The organism is Gelidibacter salicanalis, assembly GCF_016469035.1.
GTDB classification, from domain to species: domain Bacteria; phylum Bacteroidota; class Bacteroidia; order Flavobacteriales; family Flavobacteriaceae; genus Gelidibacter; species Gelidibacter salicanalis_A.
Genome location: NZ_JAEHJZ010000026.1, coordinates 39,221 through 55,090 on the forward strand (window position 1 = coordinate 39,221; position 15,870 = coordinate 55,090).

The following is a 15,870-nucleotide window of genomic DNA, read 5'->3' on the forward strand; positions in this document are numbered from 1 at the left end:
TTTAATGGATAACAAAAGACATGTTCATATAAAAATTACGGCCTTGTCGCAAAATGTTGTTCCAATCCGCATAAGTAGAATAACTCGCATCCAAAATGTTTTCGATTCCATATTTCAAAACAACATTATGGTTTTGAATGGTCAATTCATTCCCTAAATTCAGATTCAGAATTGCATATCCAGGTGTCTCATCTTCGCCATAAAAACGGCCATAGTTACTTTGGTTGCCATTCCCTTCCAACTGAAGCGCGGCATTAAAAAAAATCCACGAAAATCTCCGTAATCAGCGGGAAAATTAGTAAGCGTATGGACAAATTATCCCGCAGATCTCACCGATTTACGCTGAAAAACAAATATTCCATCTTTTTTAATGAAATATACGTTATCATAATGAATCAATTTATATCCTTATGATATTTTACAGATAACCAAAAAAGAAAAAAACAAAGGTTTTTTTATACCGAAAAGAATTAACTAAAATTTGGTAGAGGATTCTTGATATCTGGGAATCAGGTGAGTTTCGAAATAAAAATGCGCATTTTGAAGTCTTGTGGGAACATCGTTTTAGCCGCTGCACGCTCTGTTTCAAATAAACCTAACACATCAAAAGACAGGCGTCTTGTTTCTTGAGCAGGCAAGTCTGTATTAGATTTTGGTGTACTTTGTTTGATTTCTTTGGTCAACTGGTACTTTCCGTTACAACCTTGCTGACTGTCTTTTGATACGGCTGTTTTTTGCCATAACGGCTTGGTTCGCTAAAAAACCGACAATAATCTCGAGGGTGTTGCTAGTATGTGTGATGCCTGCAATCATATTACAAATTTACGGACTAGGATCTCAACTTTAAGTGACAATGGTCACAATTTAAATGCCATCTGTAATGCGTTAAAAATCCTTTTTCTTCGATTTATAGACGATTCGTAATACCGGTACTATTACCCATAAACTTAAGGCTATAAACGAAACAATCAAACCGTAATTGGTGCCAAAAAACTGTTTAAAAATGGCGCCTGTATACCCAAGTAATGCTGAAATATCCAATTTCAACAATATCAAGGTTCTCGACAAATCTATAGGATTCAGCATGGTGCCAATTAAGGACACCTTATCTAGTGGATACTCTTCAAAGCCTATCAACACCAATAAGAAGATGCCGTCATAAATAACCGCTAAAAAGAGCCATAGCAAGATGGCATATCCAAATCCTTTGATCTTATTTTCATTCGAAAGTGCGATGTTAAAAGCGAGCGCAGTAAAAATTAAGGTCAAAAATGTACCCGTTATCAACAACAAGGAGAAATCCCAGATGGCACTACTCTCGAACAGCCCGTAGAACACAAATGGCAATCCCAATCCTAAGATTAAACTCATGGAGAGCGAAATAGCGACGCCCAGATATTGTCCTAAAAATATGGAAGAGCGTTTTAGCGGTTGCGCCAACAGGAGTTCTGTAAATTCTTTAGAATTGTAATAATACATTACTCCAAAAATGGTTCCTATTAATGGCACCAGAATAATGATGACATTCATTAAGGTAATGACCGCTTTTGATAAATCGTTATTTAAGAATAACAAGACGATGCCGAGCAGGAGATAAAATGCAAAATAGACATAACTCCAACGGCTGCGCATCAGGTCATAAAAACTATATTTTAATATTTTAAGCATGGTTGTCAGTTAAGATAGACGCAATAGCATGTTCAAAATCTGGCTGATTGGTCTTGGTTTTTAATTCTGATATGGTGCCTTTAAAGTAAATTTTACCTTCCAAAATGAAAACTATTTCGTCTGAAATTTCTTCAACAAAACTCATAATGTGAGAGGTGATTAAAATGGTTTTTCCCTTTTCTTTTTCAACTTGGATCAAATCTTTTAAACGAAGCATTGAAATTGGATCCAAGCCTGAGGTAGGCTCATCTAAAATAATGATGGGACTGTCAAACATAAACGTCAACACGAGGTTCACTTTTTGTTTTGTACCTCCCGAAAGTTGGCCTAATTTTTTATCCAAAAACGGCGTTAGTTTGAACAATTCTATCAAGCGTTCATCTTCTTTCGTGGATTTCCGTAAATCTTTAATCATTTTAATGAGTTCCCTAACTTTTAAGTTACTTGGGAAATTTGCTATTTGCGGCAAATAATCAATCTGATGGCGGTAATCTGAATTCTGGGTAATGTTTTTACCCAAAACCGTAATCTCACCTTTATCAGGAATAACCATTCCTAATACCGACTTTATTAAGGTGGTCTTTCCTGAACCATTTGGCCCCAGAATGGCGAAGATGCCGCCTGCACCAATACTTAAATCCAGTCCGCTTAAGACATGGTTTTTTCCGAATTTTTTATGTAAACCTTGTATCGTTACCATGTGGCTTTTTTCATTAAAGGGTTATTGTCCAACAAATCATCTGGGGTGAAAACAGGCGATACTTTTTCAGAGAAATCAATAATATCGATAAACATACTCCGCAATAAAATGATGGTTTCTGGAGTGCGATTGACGATGTATGAAAACAATTTCACCGGTCTATAAGGAATATCGCCAATCCCGTTTTTATTTAAATCATAACCGGTATAGCTGCTCCAATAATTTCGATCGAATGTATTGTCATTAACATTGCTGTTATAGGCAATATCAAAAGAGTTATATAAAAAATTGTTTTCGGTGAAGGTATTGGTATAGCAGGCACCGCGGACTTTAATGGCCCAACCATTATTCCTGAAATTATTGTGTTTGTAAATAATGCGGTTAGATCCTTCTATGTTAATGCCAATAGTATTATCGTGAAAAGTATTGCCAATTATTTCTGCATCGTTGATTTCTTTGAGCAACATACCGTAAGAAGCGGTTCCCCAATTATCCTTGAACAAATTATTATACATCTTTATCCGTTTGGAAAACATGACTGCAACACCAGCGCCATTATTAGAAAATTCATTACCCTCATAGACATCGTCGTTAGAGAACATAAAATGCAGGCCATATCTCACATTTAAGGAGCTCAGGTTGTTTTTGATGGTACAAAAATCAGAGAATTCTAGATAAATGCCATCCCGCACGTGTTGAACGATATTATTTTCAATTTGAACATTCTTACTGTACCATAACTGAATCCCATTTCCGGAGTTGTATTCTTCTACCGCATCTCCGATGATCTTATTATTGAGGATCTTTCCGTCACTAGATCTTTCAATATATATTCCGAAAAAAAGTTTTTCTAGAACAACATTTTGAATGGTGAAATTTTTACTTCTTTTCACACGAATAGCCGCATAATCTGCGGTATAACTTGTCCCAACATTTTTAATCATCAATCCGTCAATGGTTACATTGTCTGAGGTTATGGTGATAATTTCACCCTTCAGTTCTCCATCAATAACAGGTTGATCCTTTCCGATGATGGTGAGGGGTTTATCAAAGTTAAGATTGTGTTCTTTATAAGTACCTTTCTTAACCACGATGGTATCAAATGCCTTCGCCTGGGTTATGGCTGCCTGCACTGAGGTGATAGCACAGGTTTTGCACACTTCTAAAGTTTGGGCAGTAGTTGCACCCGTCATCAACATGACGCTCATAAAAACGACTAACTTTTTCATGTGGCTAGCCTTTAAGATGCATTAGTAGTTCCTCCCAAGAATACAAGTCGCCGCCTTTTTCAGCTTGCATCTTCTCAGCATCCGCTGTGCTTTTAAAAGCTGAAAGATAAGCGCCCATAGGGCTTGGAATATTTTTACTGATCAAGAATGTAGCTTTTTTAGCATCAATCAACGTCCCTGGTTCTGAATAATCATTAGAGAGAAAAAGTTCGATCTCTGAAGTCTCAAAATCGTCCATAAAATTGACCATACATTCTGTAGCATCAAATTTATAGGCTTTATTTTTTTTGGTTACAAGTTCTGCAGCATGTGTCTTGTCTACAATGGTCATTTTACAAAAACTGCAGCCATCATTACCATAATCTATGGCTTTGGGAGACACAGTGCAATTGAACATGAATAGCAATAAGGCAAGAATTGAATAGTGTTTTAGTGTTTTCATGAGTTTAGTGTTTTAATGCACGCATGGCGTTTACTGCGTGGTTGCCTTTACGCTTGTCCTTCTGCCTAACCAGAATGCCACCAGCGTTAAAAGCATACCCACGAACATCAGGTATCCACCTGTATGTGGTAAAGAGGTTACATCAAAATTTAGCAACTTTTGAAAGCCAAATAATGGTGGTTTATAAGACATTGGCGAACCGTCTGGATTGGTCACTTTAATAATTGCATTGGGATCCAAATCACTGCCGTAAGAGATCAGCCAATTATTAAAATCATACATCCCAAGAAGGCCTAATACTGACATCAATACAAACCAACCTAAAAAGAATTTATAACTTACTTTTCCAAAAAATCCTAACACACCAATCACCACACCCAAGATTGACATGCCTAAAATAACTTTTGGAAACACGGAGAACTCCCACATTTCTTCGGGTTTTGGAATGGTTTTCATCCCAATGTAATGATTAATGCCATCAATGTTTTGTAAATCAAATTCTTCAACACCTTTAATTCCATCAATATAAATATTCATACCCAGTGGATCTGGATATTGTGGTGCTCCAAGCATGATGTTCCATAGGGGGAATTTAAAAAGTCCCAATAAAAGCAATGAACCGAATATCATTATAATCGCAGCTGTTTTCATCTTAAAATAATTTAGTACCGTTACTTGTGAAAAAGCTTCTTTTGAAGAGGCTTTAGTGATTTAAAAAAGAAAGGCGAGAGCGAAATCACAACCCTCGCCTTTCATAGGAAAATAAACACTAAAACAAAATTTCCCTATCTGTTATTATTTAAAATTAGTCACCTAGTGACCAAGACAATTCTATGTTGGAATCTGCTGGAGACACACGAACATAGCCTTGCATTTCTTGGTGAAGTGCAGAACAGAAATCTGTACAATAGAATGGCCATACGCCAACTTTTTTTGGTTCCCAGGTTAAGGTTCTCGTTTGACCTGGAGAGATTAACAACTCGGCATTATTAGCACCAATCATCGCAAAACCGTGTGGTACATCAAAATCCTGTTCGAGGTTGGTCACGTGGAAGAACACTTTGTCTCCTACTTTTACCCCTTCTATATTGTCTGGTGAAAAGTGACTACGGATTGTGGTCATATACACATGAACGTTTTTACCATCACGCACCACTTTAGTATCAGCATCAATAGTTGCTTTTCTTGGATGCTTGTTCTCTGCTAACCTGTAGATCTTTTTAGAATTATTTTTAATGATCTCTGCAGGAATGGCAGCTGCATAATGCGGTTCACCATGTGTTGGGAAATCTAATAATAATTCCATTTTATCTCCAGAAATATCATACAGCTGCGCTGAATGCTCCATCTCTGGTCCTGTAGGCAAGTAACGGTCTTTGGTGATTTTGTTCATGGCGAACATATATTTACCAAACGGCTCTCTTGAGTTTCCTCCAGGAATTGTTAAATGACCAACAGAATAGTAGGTTGGTTTTCTATCAAGCACTTCCCAAGTCCCTAATTTCCATTTTACAACTTCAGAAGAAATAAAGAAAGTGGTGTATGCATTTCCTTTCCCGTCAAATTCTGTATGTAACGGGCCTAAGCCTGGCTGCTCAACTGAACCTGCCAATACATCTTCAAATCTCAGGATTGGAATACCGTAAGCATCACCGTCAAATTTTTTCTTTTCGATGGCATCCAACATTTTAGTAAATGAATGCACCGTTAGATTGGCTGATAATTTACCATTACCAACAATATATTCTCCTGATGGATCAACGTCACAACCGTGTGGCGATTTTGGTGTTGGCAATAAGTAAATTGCGCCAGGGATCTCTGCAGGATCTACAACTCGTACTTCTTTTTTCATGGTTGACGTTGCAGTATGCGTCGCTTCATCATGTAAGTTATGTGTGTATTCAGCTGGCATCATCTTACCACCGCCATTATTTACGTATGCTTCAATTTTTTTCCAATTGATAGCAGCAATAAAATCTTTATCATTTTGAGAGGCATTAACCTCTAGCAATGTGCTTGCCTCTTCTGTATTATAGGTCGTAAAGAAGAACCAACCGTGCGATTTTCCACGCCCAGGGTGTGATAAGTCATAGTTAAAACCTGGCATAAGAATTTGGAATTTGATATCCATATGTCCGTGTTCAGGATCTACAGCAATAAAGGTTAAGGCTCCTTTAAAATTACCTTTATAATCTTTAATTGGCATGTCTCTTTGAGGTACCGGCACAGAAAAACGTGTCCCCGCAACTACATACTCTGTGTTTTCTGTAATGAAAGAGGAACTGTGGTTTCCTGCACTATTTGGAACTTCAATAATTTCTTCAGTTTCAAATGTAGTCAAACTGATTCTAGCAATACGTGGGGTATTGTTCCCATTGATAAAAATCCAACGTCCGTCCAGTTTTCCATTGGTTTGTGAAATGTCAGGGTGATGTGAATCATCCCAAGGAACAAATCCAAAGGACGTTTCTAGCATCGGCTTGGTCTCTTCAGAATAGCCATAACCATTAGTTGGAAACTGGGAGAATACGGGAATTTCTTTAAACATACGTCCAGAAGGTAAGCCGTAAACCGTTAGGTTCCCGCTATATCCTCCGGAAATAAATGCGTAATGCGAGTCATGTTCACCTGGCGCCACGTAGACTTTTTCAGCAACATTACTTGCCAAAGCACCTGATCTGCCCTTTGATTTTTCTGAATTATTGCAACTTGTTAAACCCGCCAGGACAGCGACAAGAGCAACTGTTATTTTTAATGTTTTTTTCATGGTTTCTGAATTTAGGTAAGTGTTAGTTAATTTTTAGCTGGCGGCAACAATACTTTGTCTATGATGTGGACAATCCCGTTGCCTGCAGGTACGCTCGCAATGATTTTAGCACCACCAACCATCGGTTCGCCATCTATCACTTCTATCTGTACATCTTGATTATTGGCTTGTCCCAACTTTTTGAATTTCGTTAAGAACTCTTTCGAATAATTGCCAGGAGTTACATGGTATTTAAGAATATCAGCCAGAGCATTTTTGTTTTCTGGTTTTAATAAATTCTCAACAGTTCCCGCTGGCAAGGCATCAAAGGCTTCATTGGTTGGCGCAAATACCATTAGAGGACCTGCATTTACCAAAACATTCTCCAATTGTGCCGCTTGCACGGCTGCCACCAACGTAGAATGGTCTTTTGACCCCATAGCTATTTGTAAAACATTTGGAGTGGCAACATCATCTTCAATAAAAGCTTGACCTTTATTTTTGTCTTGAATTGATTCCGAAGTGGTTGTTTGTGCTTCTGGTTGTTGCTCTTTATTTTCCTTGCAGGACACAAACGCGACTACTAGAATAAGAAAGCTCAAAAATTTAAAACTTGTTTTCATAAGAAAAATATTTATAAGGTTCTAAAATACTCTAGTACAGCCCTTGCTTCCTCTTCAGAAAGATGTTGGTTTGCCATTGGCGCACCATTAAACTCCATCAGTAAATCTTTAGCAAGAGGATCTTGTTTAACCATCTCTTCAGGATTCAAAATCATGTTCATAATCCATTCCGGTGATCTTCGGGTTAAAATTCCAGTAGGAGGAGGACCAATGAACTTCTTATCAGCTTTATGACAGGCCGTACACATTTTTTCATAAACATCTTTTCCGTGAGCAACCATAGTTTGATCAATCTCTGTTGGAAGTGCTAACGACGTAATAGGCCCTACTCCTTTATTGTTCAACTCTACACGTTCAGAAGCTGGTACTTTAGATTTTGCTGGTGCTGCTTGTTCTGTAGGAGTGGATTTCTCATACGGAGAATCTTTCTTCTTCTCTCCATCTCCACACGCCATGAACAGCATCATGCCAAATCCTGTAATAATCATTACTACTTTTTTCATTGTTTTATAGTTTTGTTTCTAATTAAATTTCTTGCAACTCCGTTTATGATAACAAAACGCAAGCTTCATTTTTGGTTTTCTTTAACAAATTTAAAACCTTAAATGTTCAAAAAACATGATAAAAATCATATAAAGGACAATATTGTCCTATTAAAGGAAAGATTATTTTTCAATGTATCAGAAGCACAGCACCACTTCAAAACACATACACTATAACAACAACTTAAAATCATAACACAAAAAAAATCCCTCTCTATTCTATGGAGAATATTGAAGGATATTTTGGCTCATTATTCCATTACTGGAAAATTTGAACAAATATTATTTAGTGTGTGTAAAAAGTTTTGGTTTAAATACAAACATTGCCCAAGCCCAATTGTTAGTAGTGTCATTATTACCGCCTTTAAGTAGTTGCATGGTGTCTGAAGCAAACATGTGTGAATACCCCAATTGAAAATCGATATTACCGGCAATTTTATAGCCCAAAGAAAAATCAATTTCGGTACCCAAATAATTATCTTGCTCCTCGCCCAAAAGATCTACAACCGTTGCTGCTGATGAAAATACGTGTGGTATGAGCTGCAGTGTCAATTTATCTTTCTGATATTTTATTGGCAGATTGACATCCACCAAGCCCACAGAATTGATATGGTTGCCCACATAGAAATAATCCATCCAACCATTAAATTTATGATTGGTACCAAATAGCGGATTAAAAGCTTTTATATCAGAATCTGTACTGTTCATATCTGTACCTGACAAATATTCAGCTCCTATACCTATATTGAAGTTTGAAGTTGCCTGGTAATGTAAATTTCCGGACAAATTAAAAGCACTCAAATCACGATCAGCAATTTGTCCTGTTTGGAAATATACAGAAGCATCTGCCTTGATCCTATCCTTTCCGAAATCTAAAAATGCACCAATGGTTTGGTTATAATCTACTTCCTGATCACCATCTTTATCAAACGTAAATCCTGTGTTTAAGGCTAACAGACTTAAATTAAAATTATCGAAGTTTGTGTGGTACCGTAAATATTGAAATGCTTTGTAATTATTGACGTTATAATCCGTTTTAAAAAGGGTTTCGTCTTCTTCATTTAAGGCAATACCTAAATCAAGTCGATTTTTTGCATTGGGTTGATAGGTAGCAATAAAAGCATCATGACTGCGTCCTGTTTGTGACCAATCGACATTTCCAAACATTCGAGAATCGTCATATATAATTTCCTGACGTCCCATTTTGAAGCTAAATAAAGAATCTAATTTAAAGGACGCCCAAGCTTCATGAATTGCAGTTCCATTTGCATCGCTAGATGATAACGTAGCCACCTCTCCCCATACTCTAATATTTTGCAAAGAGATATAAGCATTCAACTTTTCACTGCCGTAGTTAAAATTAAGCCGTGACCGTTGTGAGACAAAAGTAGCAGCATCTACATGATCAGGCATCAAGGTTTTATAGCCATGCCGATATTCAACCCGCGGTCTTAATTGGAGATCAATACCAAATTCTTGCGCAAAGGTTGTGTGGCCCAACATGCCGAGGCATGCCAAAATGATTAGTTTTTTCATGATTTTATGAGTTTTTTTTTAATTCAAATTACAAGACTTATCGGCTTGCAATTGCTTCTTCAATATGTTTTACTGTGGCGTCAGAATTAACCCCAAGACCTTCTTGTTGGAACATCATTTCCCCTCGTTTGTTAAAAACACTAATAATATTTGAATGTGAAAAGTCTAAAGGTGAAATCTTTTTGTAATTGACAGCCATTACCGCTGCAAATTCTCGTGTATTATCTTCTGACGATCGCAGGAACAGCCAAGGTGCCTTATCCATAACATTCTCTTCAGCAAAAGCCTTTAAGCGTTCTGGCGTGTCAGTTTTAGGATCAATACTCACAAAAACCAATTTTAAATTGTCTTTTGCGTTTTTCGGAAGGCGTTCTTCAATGTTTCTCATGTCTGCCACCAATCTTGGGCAAGCAGCTTTACATGAGGTATAAATCATGACCATTACCAATACATCTCCTTTTAATTCTTCTAGTTGAAGATCTTCACCGTTTTGGTCAGTCCATGTAGAGGTCAGGTTAAAGATTGAAGTTTCTGAAATTTCATCAGAAGCCAATGCTATTTCCTTTTCAACGGGCACCAAATCCATATTACAAACGGGGCAACTGCCAGGTTCATCATAGGTTTTATCACCTTCACACTCCATTGGGCAGTAGTAAGCTACAACCTCTTCTGAACTCTTGGATGAATCATTTTTACAGGCGCTGAGGCCGATAAACAGGATGCTACAAAATATATAAAGTATTTTTTTCATGTTATTTAATGTTTTCAGCGTCTTTGGCGCATCTGAATCCTAGATTTTTAATAGCATAGTTTGCCTTAATGCTCCCTCTAAAGGCGTAACGCATAAACGCTGCGTAATTCATTAAATCTGTACTCCCTAAGGAGGCGCTTCCGCAGAAAAGATTGTTATCTTTTTCATTGTCCTTTCGAGATTCTCCGGAAAGCAGTACGGAGTTAAAATCAGAAGTCCATTCCCAAACCAAGCCGTGCAAATCGTGAACACCCCAAAAGTTTTTAGGGTTTTGTCCAATTACATTTTCATTAGATCGTGGTGCTTCATACCAGGACAAGATTTGTTCGTTGTATGATTTTTTAATCCGTGCATCCTTCAAAGTTTCGTCAGCCATAGCAGCATATTCCCACTCATCCATGGTTGGCAAACGTTTGCCCTGACATTCACAATAGGCTTTTGCCGCAAACCAACTCACGTAGGTCACTGGACTATTGAGCAGTTCGCTATCCTTAAGTTCAAGATCGTTTGTCCAATTTCTTAAATAAGAACCATCTGCAAATATTTTTTTGGCTTTGGATTTTTGCCATTTAGGGAAGTTCTTAACAAAATCGAGATACTGTTTATTGGTTACAGGATATACATCCAATTCGAAATCTTTGACTTCAACTACAGTAGAATCCCTACCGTAGAGTGGAATGTAGCGTGCACCGTCTATATGCGCCATACCTTCAGATTGTCCAAAACTAAACATATGGATAAACATCATTATAAAGGACAATCTGAAGATTTTGGTACGCATGACTAACTATCTTTAAACTAGGGTTATTATGTCTAGCTCACTAGTGTTAGTGTCTAGTTTATTGTTTTAGAGTTGCAATCGCGTTTATTGTCGACTGTGGTGCTCCGCGTAAGTGCTGTTATTTGCCACTTACTTTTTTAACCATTGCTGGCGTTACGACTGTTTTATTATTACCCCAGCTGTTGTAGACATACGTCAATACGTTGGCCACTTCCTCTTGGGAAATCATTTGTTTGGTCATGATACTATTGTATTTCTCGCCATTTACGGTGATTTCTCCACTTAAACCGTGTAGCACAGCATCAATAGCTCTGTCAACATCAGCATTTAGATAATCTGATTTTGCTAATGGAGGAAATGCATTTGGGATACCCTGACCTTCTGATTGATGACAGGCAATACATGTTTGACCGTATATCTGTTTTCCAAACTCCATTTGTTCAGCAAACGATTTTGCAGGAACATCAGACTCTTTAATTTCATCTGTAGTAGGCATGGTTTGAATTCCAGGACCTTCAGGCACATAGATACTCTCCATTAACTCTCCAGAAAATATTTTCTTATTTTCTTCGCCTTCTACTTTCAACATGCCTAAGGCACCTTTGTTAAAAGCTCTAAAAATAGAGTGGTCTACTAAGATGAACGTTCCTGGTACTTCAACTTTAAACTCCACTATGGCTGCTCCACCAGCAGGAATCAAGGTGGTTTGAACGTTGGTATTCACGAGGTCTCCACCTTCTACATACACCCTATCAAAAATTTCACCGATAACATGGAACGACGACACTAAGCCAGGACCACCATTTCCAACGAATAATCTTACCGTTTCTCCTACTTTGGCAGTTAATGCACCATCACCAGTTAAAGATCCTACTTTACCGTTAAATACAACATAATCTGCTCTTTCATCAACAGCTTTTTGCATATCAAAAGGTTGCAATCCGCGTTCGCCATTGGCGCCTTTGGTATAAAAATCACCTTGCATGACGTAGTATTCTTTATCTACAGGAGGCAAACCACCTTCTGGTTCAATTAAAATAAGTCCGTACATTCCGTTTGCAATATGCATCCCAACAGGTGCTGTAGCACAATGGTACACATAAAGACCTGGATTCAGCACTTTAAATGAGAACACTTTTTCGTGGCCTGGCGCAACAAAGGAAGATTCCGCTCCTCCACCTGGACCATTAACCGCATGCAAGTCAATGTTATGAGGTAATTTATTGTCAGGGTGGTTTTGTAAATGGAATTCAATTTCATCTCCTACCCGAGCTCTGATAAAACTCCCTGGAACTGATCCTCCAAAGGTCCAATATACATAGCTTACCCCATCAGTAATTTCTCCTACTTCTTCAAGGATTTCCATTTTTACAATAAGCTTTTTAGCTTTACGCTTCCCAACTGGGGTTGGCACATGTGGCGGTGCCGTTAATTCTGCAATCATCTCTCGACTGACTGGAATTTCTTCTGCGGATGCATATTCGGTTTTTTTGTCTTCAAAGCAACTGAACATTAATAGTAATGACAGCAGCGACACTGATTTTAATAGGCTTTGTAATTTCATGTTATAATTGGTTTTATAGTTCAAAATTAATTTTTTTAATATAGAAAAAACATGACGATTATCATATTTAAGACATTTTTGTCCTATTTAAAATATAGCTCAAAAGAAGCTGAACTTCCGTCCAGCTTCTAAGGTTCATATTTATTTTTATATCCGTTTTCAGATCTTAAAGGTCATTACAGGCAAATTGGCATGGTTTACCAAATCTTCAGATATACTGCCCTCAAAAAAATGGGCTAAGCCTTTTCTACCATGGGTAGGTATCATTATCAAATCAGCGCCCAGAAGATTGGAGAAATTAATAATCCCTTTTTCAATGGTGTAATCTGAAACATAATTAACAGTATTCAGCTGGTTCATATTACCGTCTGCCTTCTTTAAAAAATTAGCTACTTCCTGTTCCATTTCGGCAGTGCTTTTAAAATTCTCTCCAGGTACGTTTACATATAACAGCTGCATCTTTGAGGAGTCTTGTAGCATTTTTGTAGCTCTAATATAAGAACTAACTGCATTTTCTGAAAAATTAGATGCAAAAATAACCGTCTCAAAATTAAGGTTATTAGGTTTTTGCTTGATCACCAACACTGGTATTTCTGAATGGCGCACCACTTTTTCAGTGTTAGAACCCACAAACACCTCTGTAAACCCGCTTACACCATGGGACCCCATAACAATCAAATCTGCATTGTGTTCTTTTGCCACCTCACTCACCTCACTAAATACTTTAGAATGTTTAACTATTGGTGTGATTTTAATACCTTCTAAATACTCTTTGTTTAAAAATTCTTCAAATTTTTGTTGGGCAAGTTTTAGAAAAAATAACACTTTTGGCTTTTGGCCCTTATCAGATCCTGAAAACAGTCCGTCTGACATTTCTAGCATGTGCAATACCAAAATTTCAGCATTATTTTGTTTTGCCAAAATAGCGGCTGCCTCTAAAGCATATTCAGAATATTTCGAAAAATCTATAGGTACGATTATTTTATCCATGGTAACATGTTTTAAACTGTGTAATAGAAAGGTAATCCTATAAAAGTAAGCTTATGAAATGACTTTTTATGGATTACCTTAAACCGTCATTGAAAACAATCGCGTTTGGGGCTGTTTTCTTCTCAACAGCAAATCAAAAGCCATACATATGTTTCTCACAAATGGTTTCCCTTTTTCTGTCACAGTTAATGTTGTGCCATTACTAATTAACAACCCGTCACTTTCCATTTCTTCCAAACCTTTCAACACCTCTGGCAATTCTTTAAAATAGAGTTGGGAATCGCTCCAAGAGGTTTCAAATTGACACATCAAATTAAGAATGTGCTGTCTAATAATCAAATCTTCAGTACTTAAGATGTGACCTTTAACTACAGGAATAATACCTTCCTTTATTAAACTGTAATACTCTTCTATGTTTTTTACGTTTTGGGCAAAGCCATACCAACTATCACTAATTGAGGACACTCCCAAGCCAATCATCGCTTTTGTTTTTGAAGCCGTATAGCCCATAAAATTGCGATGCAAAGTTTTATTGGTCATGGATTGATACAATGAATCTGATGCCAGCGCAAAATGATCCATGCCAATTTCATGATAGCCTGCCTCAGAGAGTAGGGTTTTACCCAATTCATATTGTTGGCGTTTGGACTTACCAGACGGTAAATTACTTTCGTCAAAACCACGTTGACCATTTCCTTTAATCCAAGGCACATGTGCATAGCTGTAAAAAGCAATTCTGTCGGGCTTCAAAGATTTCGTTTTAGCTATTGTTTCTCTTACATGATCCTCGGTTTGAAAAGGCAATCCAAATATAATATCATGGCTTACAGAGGTATAACCAATGGCTCTCGCCTGCTCAGTAACGCGCTTCACATTTTCAAAAGGTTGGATTCTATGAATGGCTTTTTGTACCACTTCATTATAATCCTGCACTCCATAACTGACCCGTCTAAAACCAAGATCATAAAATGTTTGCAAGTGTTCTTTGGTAGTATTGTTTGGGTGCCCCTCAAAGCTGAATTCGTAAGTATCTGCTAAGGTAGCGCTTCTTAAAAGACTATTAATTAGCAGGTTTAAATTTTCTGGAGAAAAGAACGTTGGTGTACCTCCCCCCAAATGCAATTCTTTAATTTTAGGTTTTGAAGGCAAAATATCACAATATAAATCCCATTCTTTAATCAAGGCATTGATATACGGAATTTCTACACTGTGCTGCTTTGTAATGCGCTTATGGCAGCCACAAAAGGTGCACAGGCTCTCGCAAAACGGCAAGTGCAGATATAAGCTTATGCCTTCTTCTTCATTACTCTCCTCAAATGTTTTGAGCAGGGAATCTTTCCATTTTTTCATGGAAAATGTGCTGGTATCCCAATACGGAACTGTAGGGTAGCTCGTGTATCTTGGACCAGCAACATTGTATTTATCAATTAAAGACCTCGTCATTGTAAATTTACTTAAAATTAGATTCAAAATTATTTTAAATAGGCTATAAAAAATATGATATAAGTCATATAACAGTCTTACTTTAGATTAATTTTATGAATTGTTTAACAGAAGCCAACCTTAGAGCGACCTCATATTTTATGAACGGATGGTTGTCTAAGCCCTAAATTAATACTAACTTTAAGAATTAAATACTAAAAACCTTAACCCATGAAACGATTATCATTCTTATTCATTGCTGTGTTTGCACTGACCATGACCACTTCTTGTAAAAATGAGAAGAAAGACACGAGGACAGAAGTAAAAGAAGAAATGCCAATGGAAACTAAGACCAACGACATCAAAAAAATGCAAATTGCCCTAGAATCTAAAAGCGGTAGTAGCGTAAAAGGAAACGCTGTATTTACTGAAGAAGATGGTGTAGTAACCATGGTGGCCGTAGTGGGCAGCCTTAAGGAAGGCGAACACGCCATCCATCTTCATGAAAAAGCAGATTGTTCTGCAGATGATGGGACGTCTTCTGGAGGACATTGGAACCCAACCAACCAGCCGCACGGTAAATGGGGAAGTCCTGATGGATACCACAAAGGTGATATTGGAAACTTTATGGCCGATGCCAATGGAAACGGAACGATTACTATAACTACGGACGAGTGGTGTATTGATTGTGGAGATGCCAACAAAGACATTGTAGGTAAAGCAATCATTATACATGAAAACGTTGATGATTTTACAACTCAGCCAACAGGTAATGCTGGTGGACGTGTGAGTTGTGGTGGCATTATTCAATAAGCCAATAACGTTAGCACATTTAACAACCTAAAAGCCACTTTAAAAAGTGGCTTTTTTCTTCTC

The 15,870-nt window shown here is 37.5% G+C and carries 17 protein-coding genes; 1 reads left to right on the plus strand and 16 read right to left on the minus strand.

All coding sequences use genetic code 11. The features are described from left to right. Position 1: 1 nt before the first annotated feature. The 16 genes from JEM65_RS11010 to hemN form a co-directional block, all read right to left on the minus strand. Positions 2-241, minus strand: a complete 240-nt coding sequence (locus JEM65_RS11010; protein WP_233530620.1) for a TonB-dependent receptor — start codon at positions 239-241, stop codon at positions 2-4. Positions 242-509: 268 nt separating this feature from the next. After that, a complete protein-coding gene (locus JEM65_RS11015; protein WP_199599374.1) occupies positions 510-683 on the minus strand; it encodes a hypothetical protein in 174 nt (57 codons plus the stop codon). Between the two features lie 202 nt (positions 684-885). After that, on the minus strand, positions 886-1,668 hold the full coding sequence (locus JEM65_RS11020; RefSeq protein ID WP_146889016.1) for an ABC transporter permease: 783 nt from the start codon (positions 1,666-1,668) through the stop codon (positions 886-888). Then, positions 1,661-2,368 carry an ABC transporter ATP-binding protein gene (locus JEM65_RS11025; RefSeq protein WP_199599376.1) on the minus strand — a complete coding sequence of 236 codons (708 nt, stop codon included), beginning with the start codon at positions 2,366-2,368 and terminating at the stop codon, positions 1,661-1,663. Before JEM65_RS11025 ends, JEM65_RS11020 begins: the two co-directional genes overlap by 8 nt. Next, positions 2,362-3,597 carry a nitrous oxide reductase family maturation protein NosD gene (locus JEM65_RS11030; RefSeq protein WP_233530621.1) on the minus strand — a complete coding sequence of 412 codons (1,236 nt, stop codon included), beginning with the start codon at positions 3,595-3,597 and terminating at the stop codon, positions 2,362-2,364. Before JEM65_RS11030 ends, JEM65_RS11025 begins: the two co-directional genes overlap by 7 nt. A 4-nt stretch (positions 3,598-3,601) precedes the next feature. Continuing rightward, positions 3,602-4,039, minus strand: coding sequence for a nitrous oxide reductase accessory protein NosL (locus JEM65_RS11035; protein ID WP_199599378.1), 438 nt, complete (start codon positions 4,037-4,039; stop codon positions 3,602-3,604). A 30-nt stretch (positions 4,040-4,069) separates the two neighbouring features. Further along, positions 4,070-4,690 (minus strand): hypothetical protein, encoded by a 621-nt coding sequence (locus JEM65_RS11040; protein WP_199599380.1) that lies wholly within the window; start codon positions 4,688-4,690, stop codon positions 4,070-4,072. 154 nt (positions 4,691-4,844) lie between these two features. Beyond that, entirely contained in the window at positions 4,845-6,806 is a 1,962-nt protein-coding gene (nosZ, locus tag JEM65_RS11045; RefSeq protein WP_199599382.1) for a Sec-dependent nitrous-oxide reductase, read from the minus strand. A 26-nt stretch (positions 6,807-6,832) separates the two neighbouring features. Next, positions 6,833-7,408: a fasciclin domain-containing protein gene (locus tag JEM65_RS11050; RefSeq protein WP_199599384.1), complete on the minus strand. Its 576-nt coding sequence runs from the start codon at positions 7,406-7,408 to the stop codon at positions 6,833-6,835. Positions 7,409-7,419: 11 nt separating this feature from the next. After that, positions 7,420-7,911: a c-type cytochrome gene (locus tag JEM65_RS11055; RefSeq protein WP_199599386.1), complete on the minus strand. Its 492-nt coding sequence runs from the start codon at positions 7,909-7,911 to the stop codon at positions 7,420-7,422. Between the two features lie 321 nt (positions 7,912-8,232). Then, on the minus strand, positions 8,233-9,486 hold the full coding sequence (locus JEM65_RS11060; RefSeq protein WP_199599388.1) for an alginate export family protein: 1,254 nt from the start codon (positions 9,484-9,486) through the stop codon (positions 8,233-8,235). Positions 9,487-9,523: 37 nt separating this feature from the next. After that, positions 9,524-10,237 carry an SCO family protein gene (locus JEM65_RS11065; RefSeq protein WP_233530622.1) on the minus strand — a complete coding sequence of 238 codons (714 nt, stop codon included), beginning with the start codon at positions 10,235-10,237 and terminating at the stop codon, positions 9,524-9,526. A 1-nt stretch (position 10,238) separates the two neighbouring features. Beyond that, positions 10,239-11,018 (minus strand): formylglycine-generating enzyme family protein, encoded by a 780-nt coding sequence (locus tag JEM65_RS11070; protein WP_199599390.1) that lies wholly within the window; start codon positions 11,016-11,018, stop codon positions 10,239-10,241. 118 nt (positions 11,019-11,136) lie between these two features. Further along, a complete protein-coding gene (nirK, locus tag JEM65_RS11075; protein WP_199599392.1) occupies positions 11,137-12,582 on the minus strand; it encodes a copper-containing nitrite reductase in 1,446 nt (481 codons plus the stop codon). Between the two features lie 159 nt (positions 12,583-12,741). Next, positions 12,742-13,572 (minus strand): universal stress protein, encoded by an 831-nt coding sequence (locus JEM65_RS11080; RefSeq protein ID WP_199599394.1) that lies wholly within the window; start codon positions 13,570-13,572, stop codon positions 12,742-12,744. Between the two features lie 78 nt (positions 13,573-13,650). Beyond that, the gene (gene hemN, locus JEM65_RS11085) at positions 13,651-15,015 is read right to left on the minus strand and encodes an oxygen-independent coproporphyrinogen III oxidase (RefSeq protein WP_199599396.1); all 1,365 of its coding nucleotides are present in this window, start codon (positions 15,013-15,015) and stop codon (positions 13,651-13,653) included. 210 nt (positions 15,016-15,225) lie between these two features. On the opposite strand from hemN, the gene JEM65_RS11090 reads away from it, so the two are divergent. After that, positions 15,226-15,807: a superoxide dismutase family protein gene (locus tag JEM65_RS11090; RefSeq protein ID WP_199599397.1), complete on the plus strand. Its 582-nt coding sequence runs from the start codon at positions 15,226-15,228 to the stop codon at positions 15,805-15,807. Positions 15,808-15,870 lie beyond the last annotated feature (63 nt).

Coding starts and splice junctions, on each gene's coding strand:
- JEM65_RS11020 (WP_146889016.1), bottom strand. CDS start 1,668: ATGCTTAAAATATTAAAATATAGTTTTTATGACCTGATGCGCAGCCGT.
- JEM65_RS11025 (WP_199599376.1), bottom strand. CDS start 2,368: ATGGTAACGATACAAGGTTTACATAAAAAATTCGGAAAAAACCATGTC.
- JEM65_RS11030 (WP_233530621.1), bottom strand. CDS start 3,597: ATGAAAAAGTTAGTCGTTTTTATGAGCGTCATGTTGATGACGGGTGCA.
- JEM65_RS11035 (WP_199599378.1), bottom strand. CDS start 4,039: ATGAAAACACTAAAACACTATTCAATTCTTGCCTTATTGCTATTCATG.
- JEM65_RS11040 (WP_199599380.1), bottom strand. CDS start 4,690: ATGAAAACAGCTGCGATTATAATGATATTCGGTTCATTGCTTTTATTG.
- nosZ (WP_199599382.1), bottom strand. CDS start 6,806: ATGAAAAAAACATTAAAAATAACAGTTGCTCTTGTCGCTGTCCTGGCG.
- JEM65_RS11050 (WP_199599384.1), bottom strand. CDS start 7,408: ATGAAAACAAGTTTTAAATTTTTGAGCTTTCTTATTCTAGTAGTCGCG.
- JEM65_RS11055 (WP_199599386.1), bottom strand. CDS start 7,911: ATGAAAAAAGTAGTAATGATTATTACAGGATTTGGCATGATGCTGTTC.
- JEM65_RS11060 (WP_199599388.1), bottom strand. CDS start 9,486: ATGAAAAAACTAATCATTTTGGCATGCCTCGGCATGTTGGGCCACACA.
- JEM65_RS11065 (WP_233530622.1), bottom strand. CDS start 10,237: ATGAAAAAAATACTTTATATATTTTGTAGCATCCTGTTTATCGGCCTC.
- JEM65_RS11070 (WP_199599390.1), bottom strand. CDS start 11,018: ATGCGTACCAAAATCTTCAGATTGTCCTTTATAATGATGTTTATCCAT.
- nirK (WP_199599392.1), bottom strand. CDS start 12,582: ATGAAATTACAAAGCCTATTAAAATCAGTGTCGCTGCTGTCATTACTA.
- JEM65_RS11080 (WP_199599394.1), bottom strand. CDS start 13,572: ATGGATAAAATAATCGTACCTATAGATTTTTCGAAATATTCTGAATAT.
- hemN (WP_199599396.1), bottom strand. CDS start 15,015: ATGACGAGGTCTTTAATTGATAAATACAATGTTGCTGGTCCAAGATAC.
- JEM65_RS11090 (WP_199599397.1), top strand. CDS start 15,226: ATGAAACGATTATCATTCTTATTCATTGCTGTGTTTGCACTGACCATG.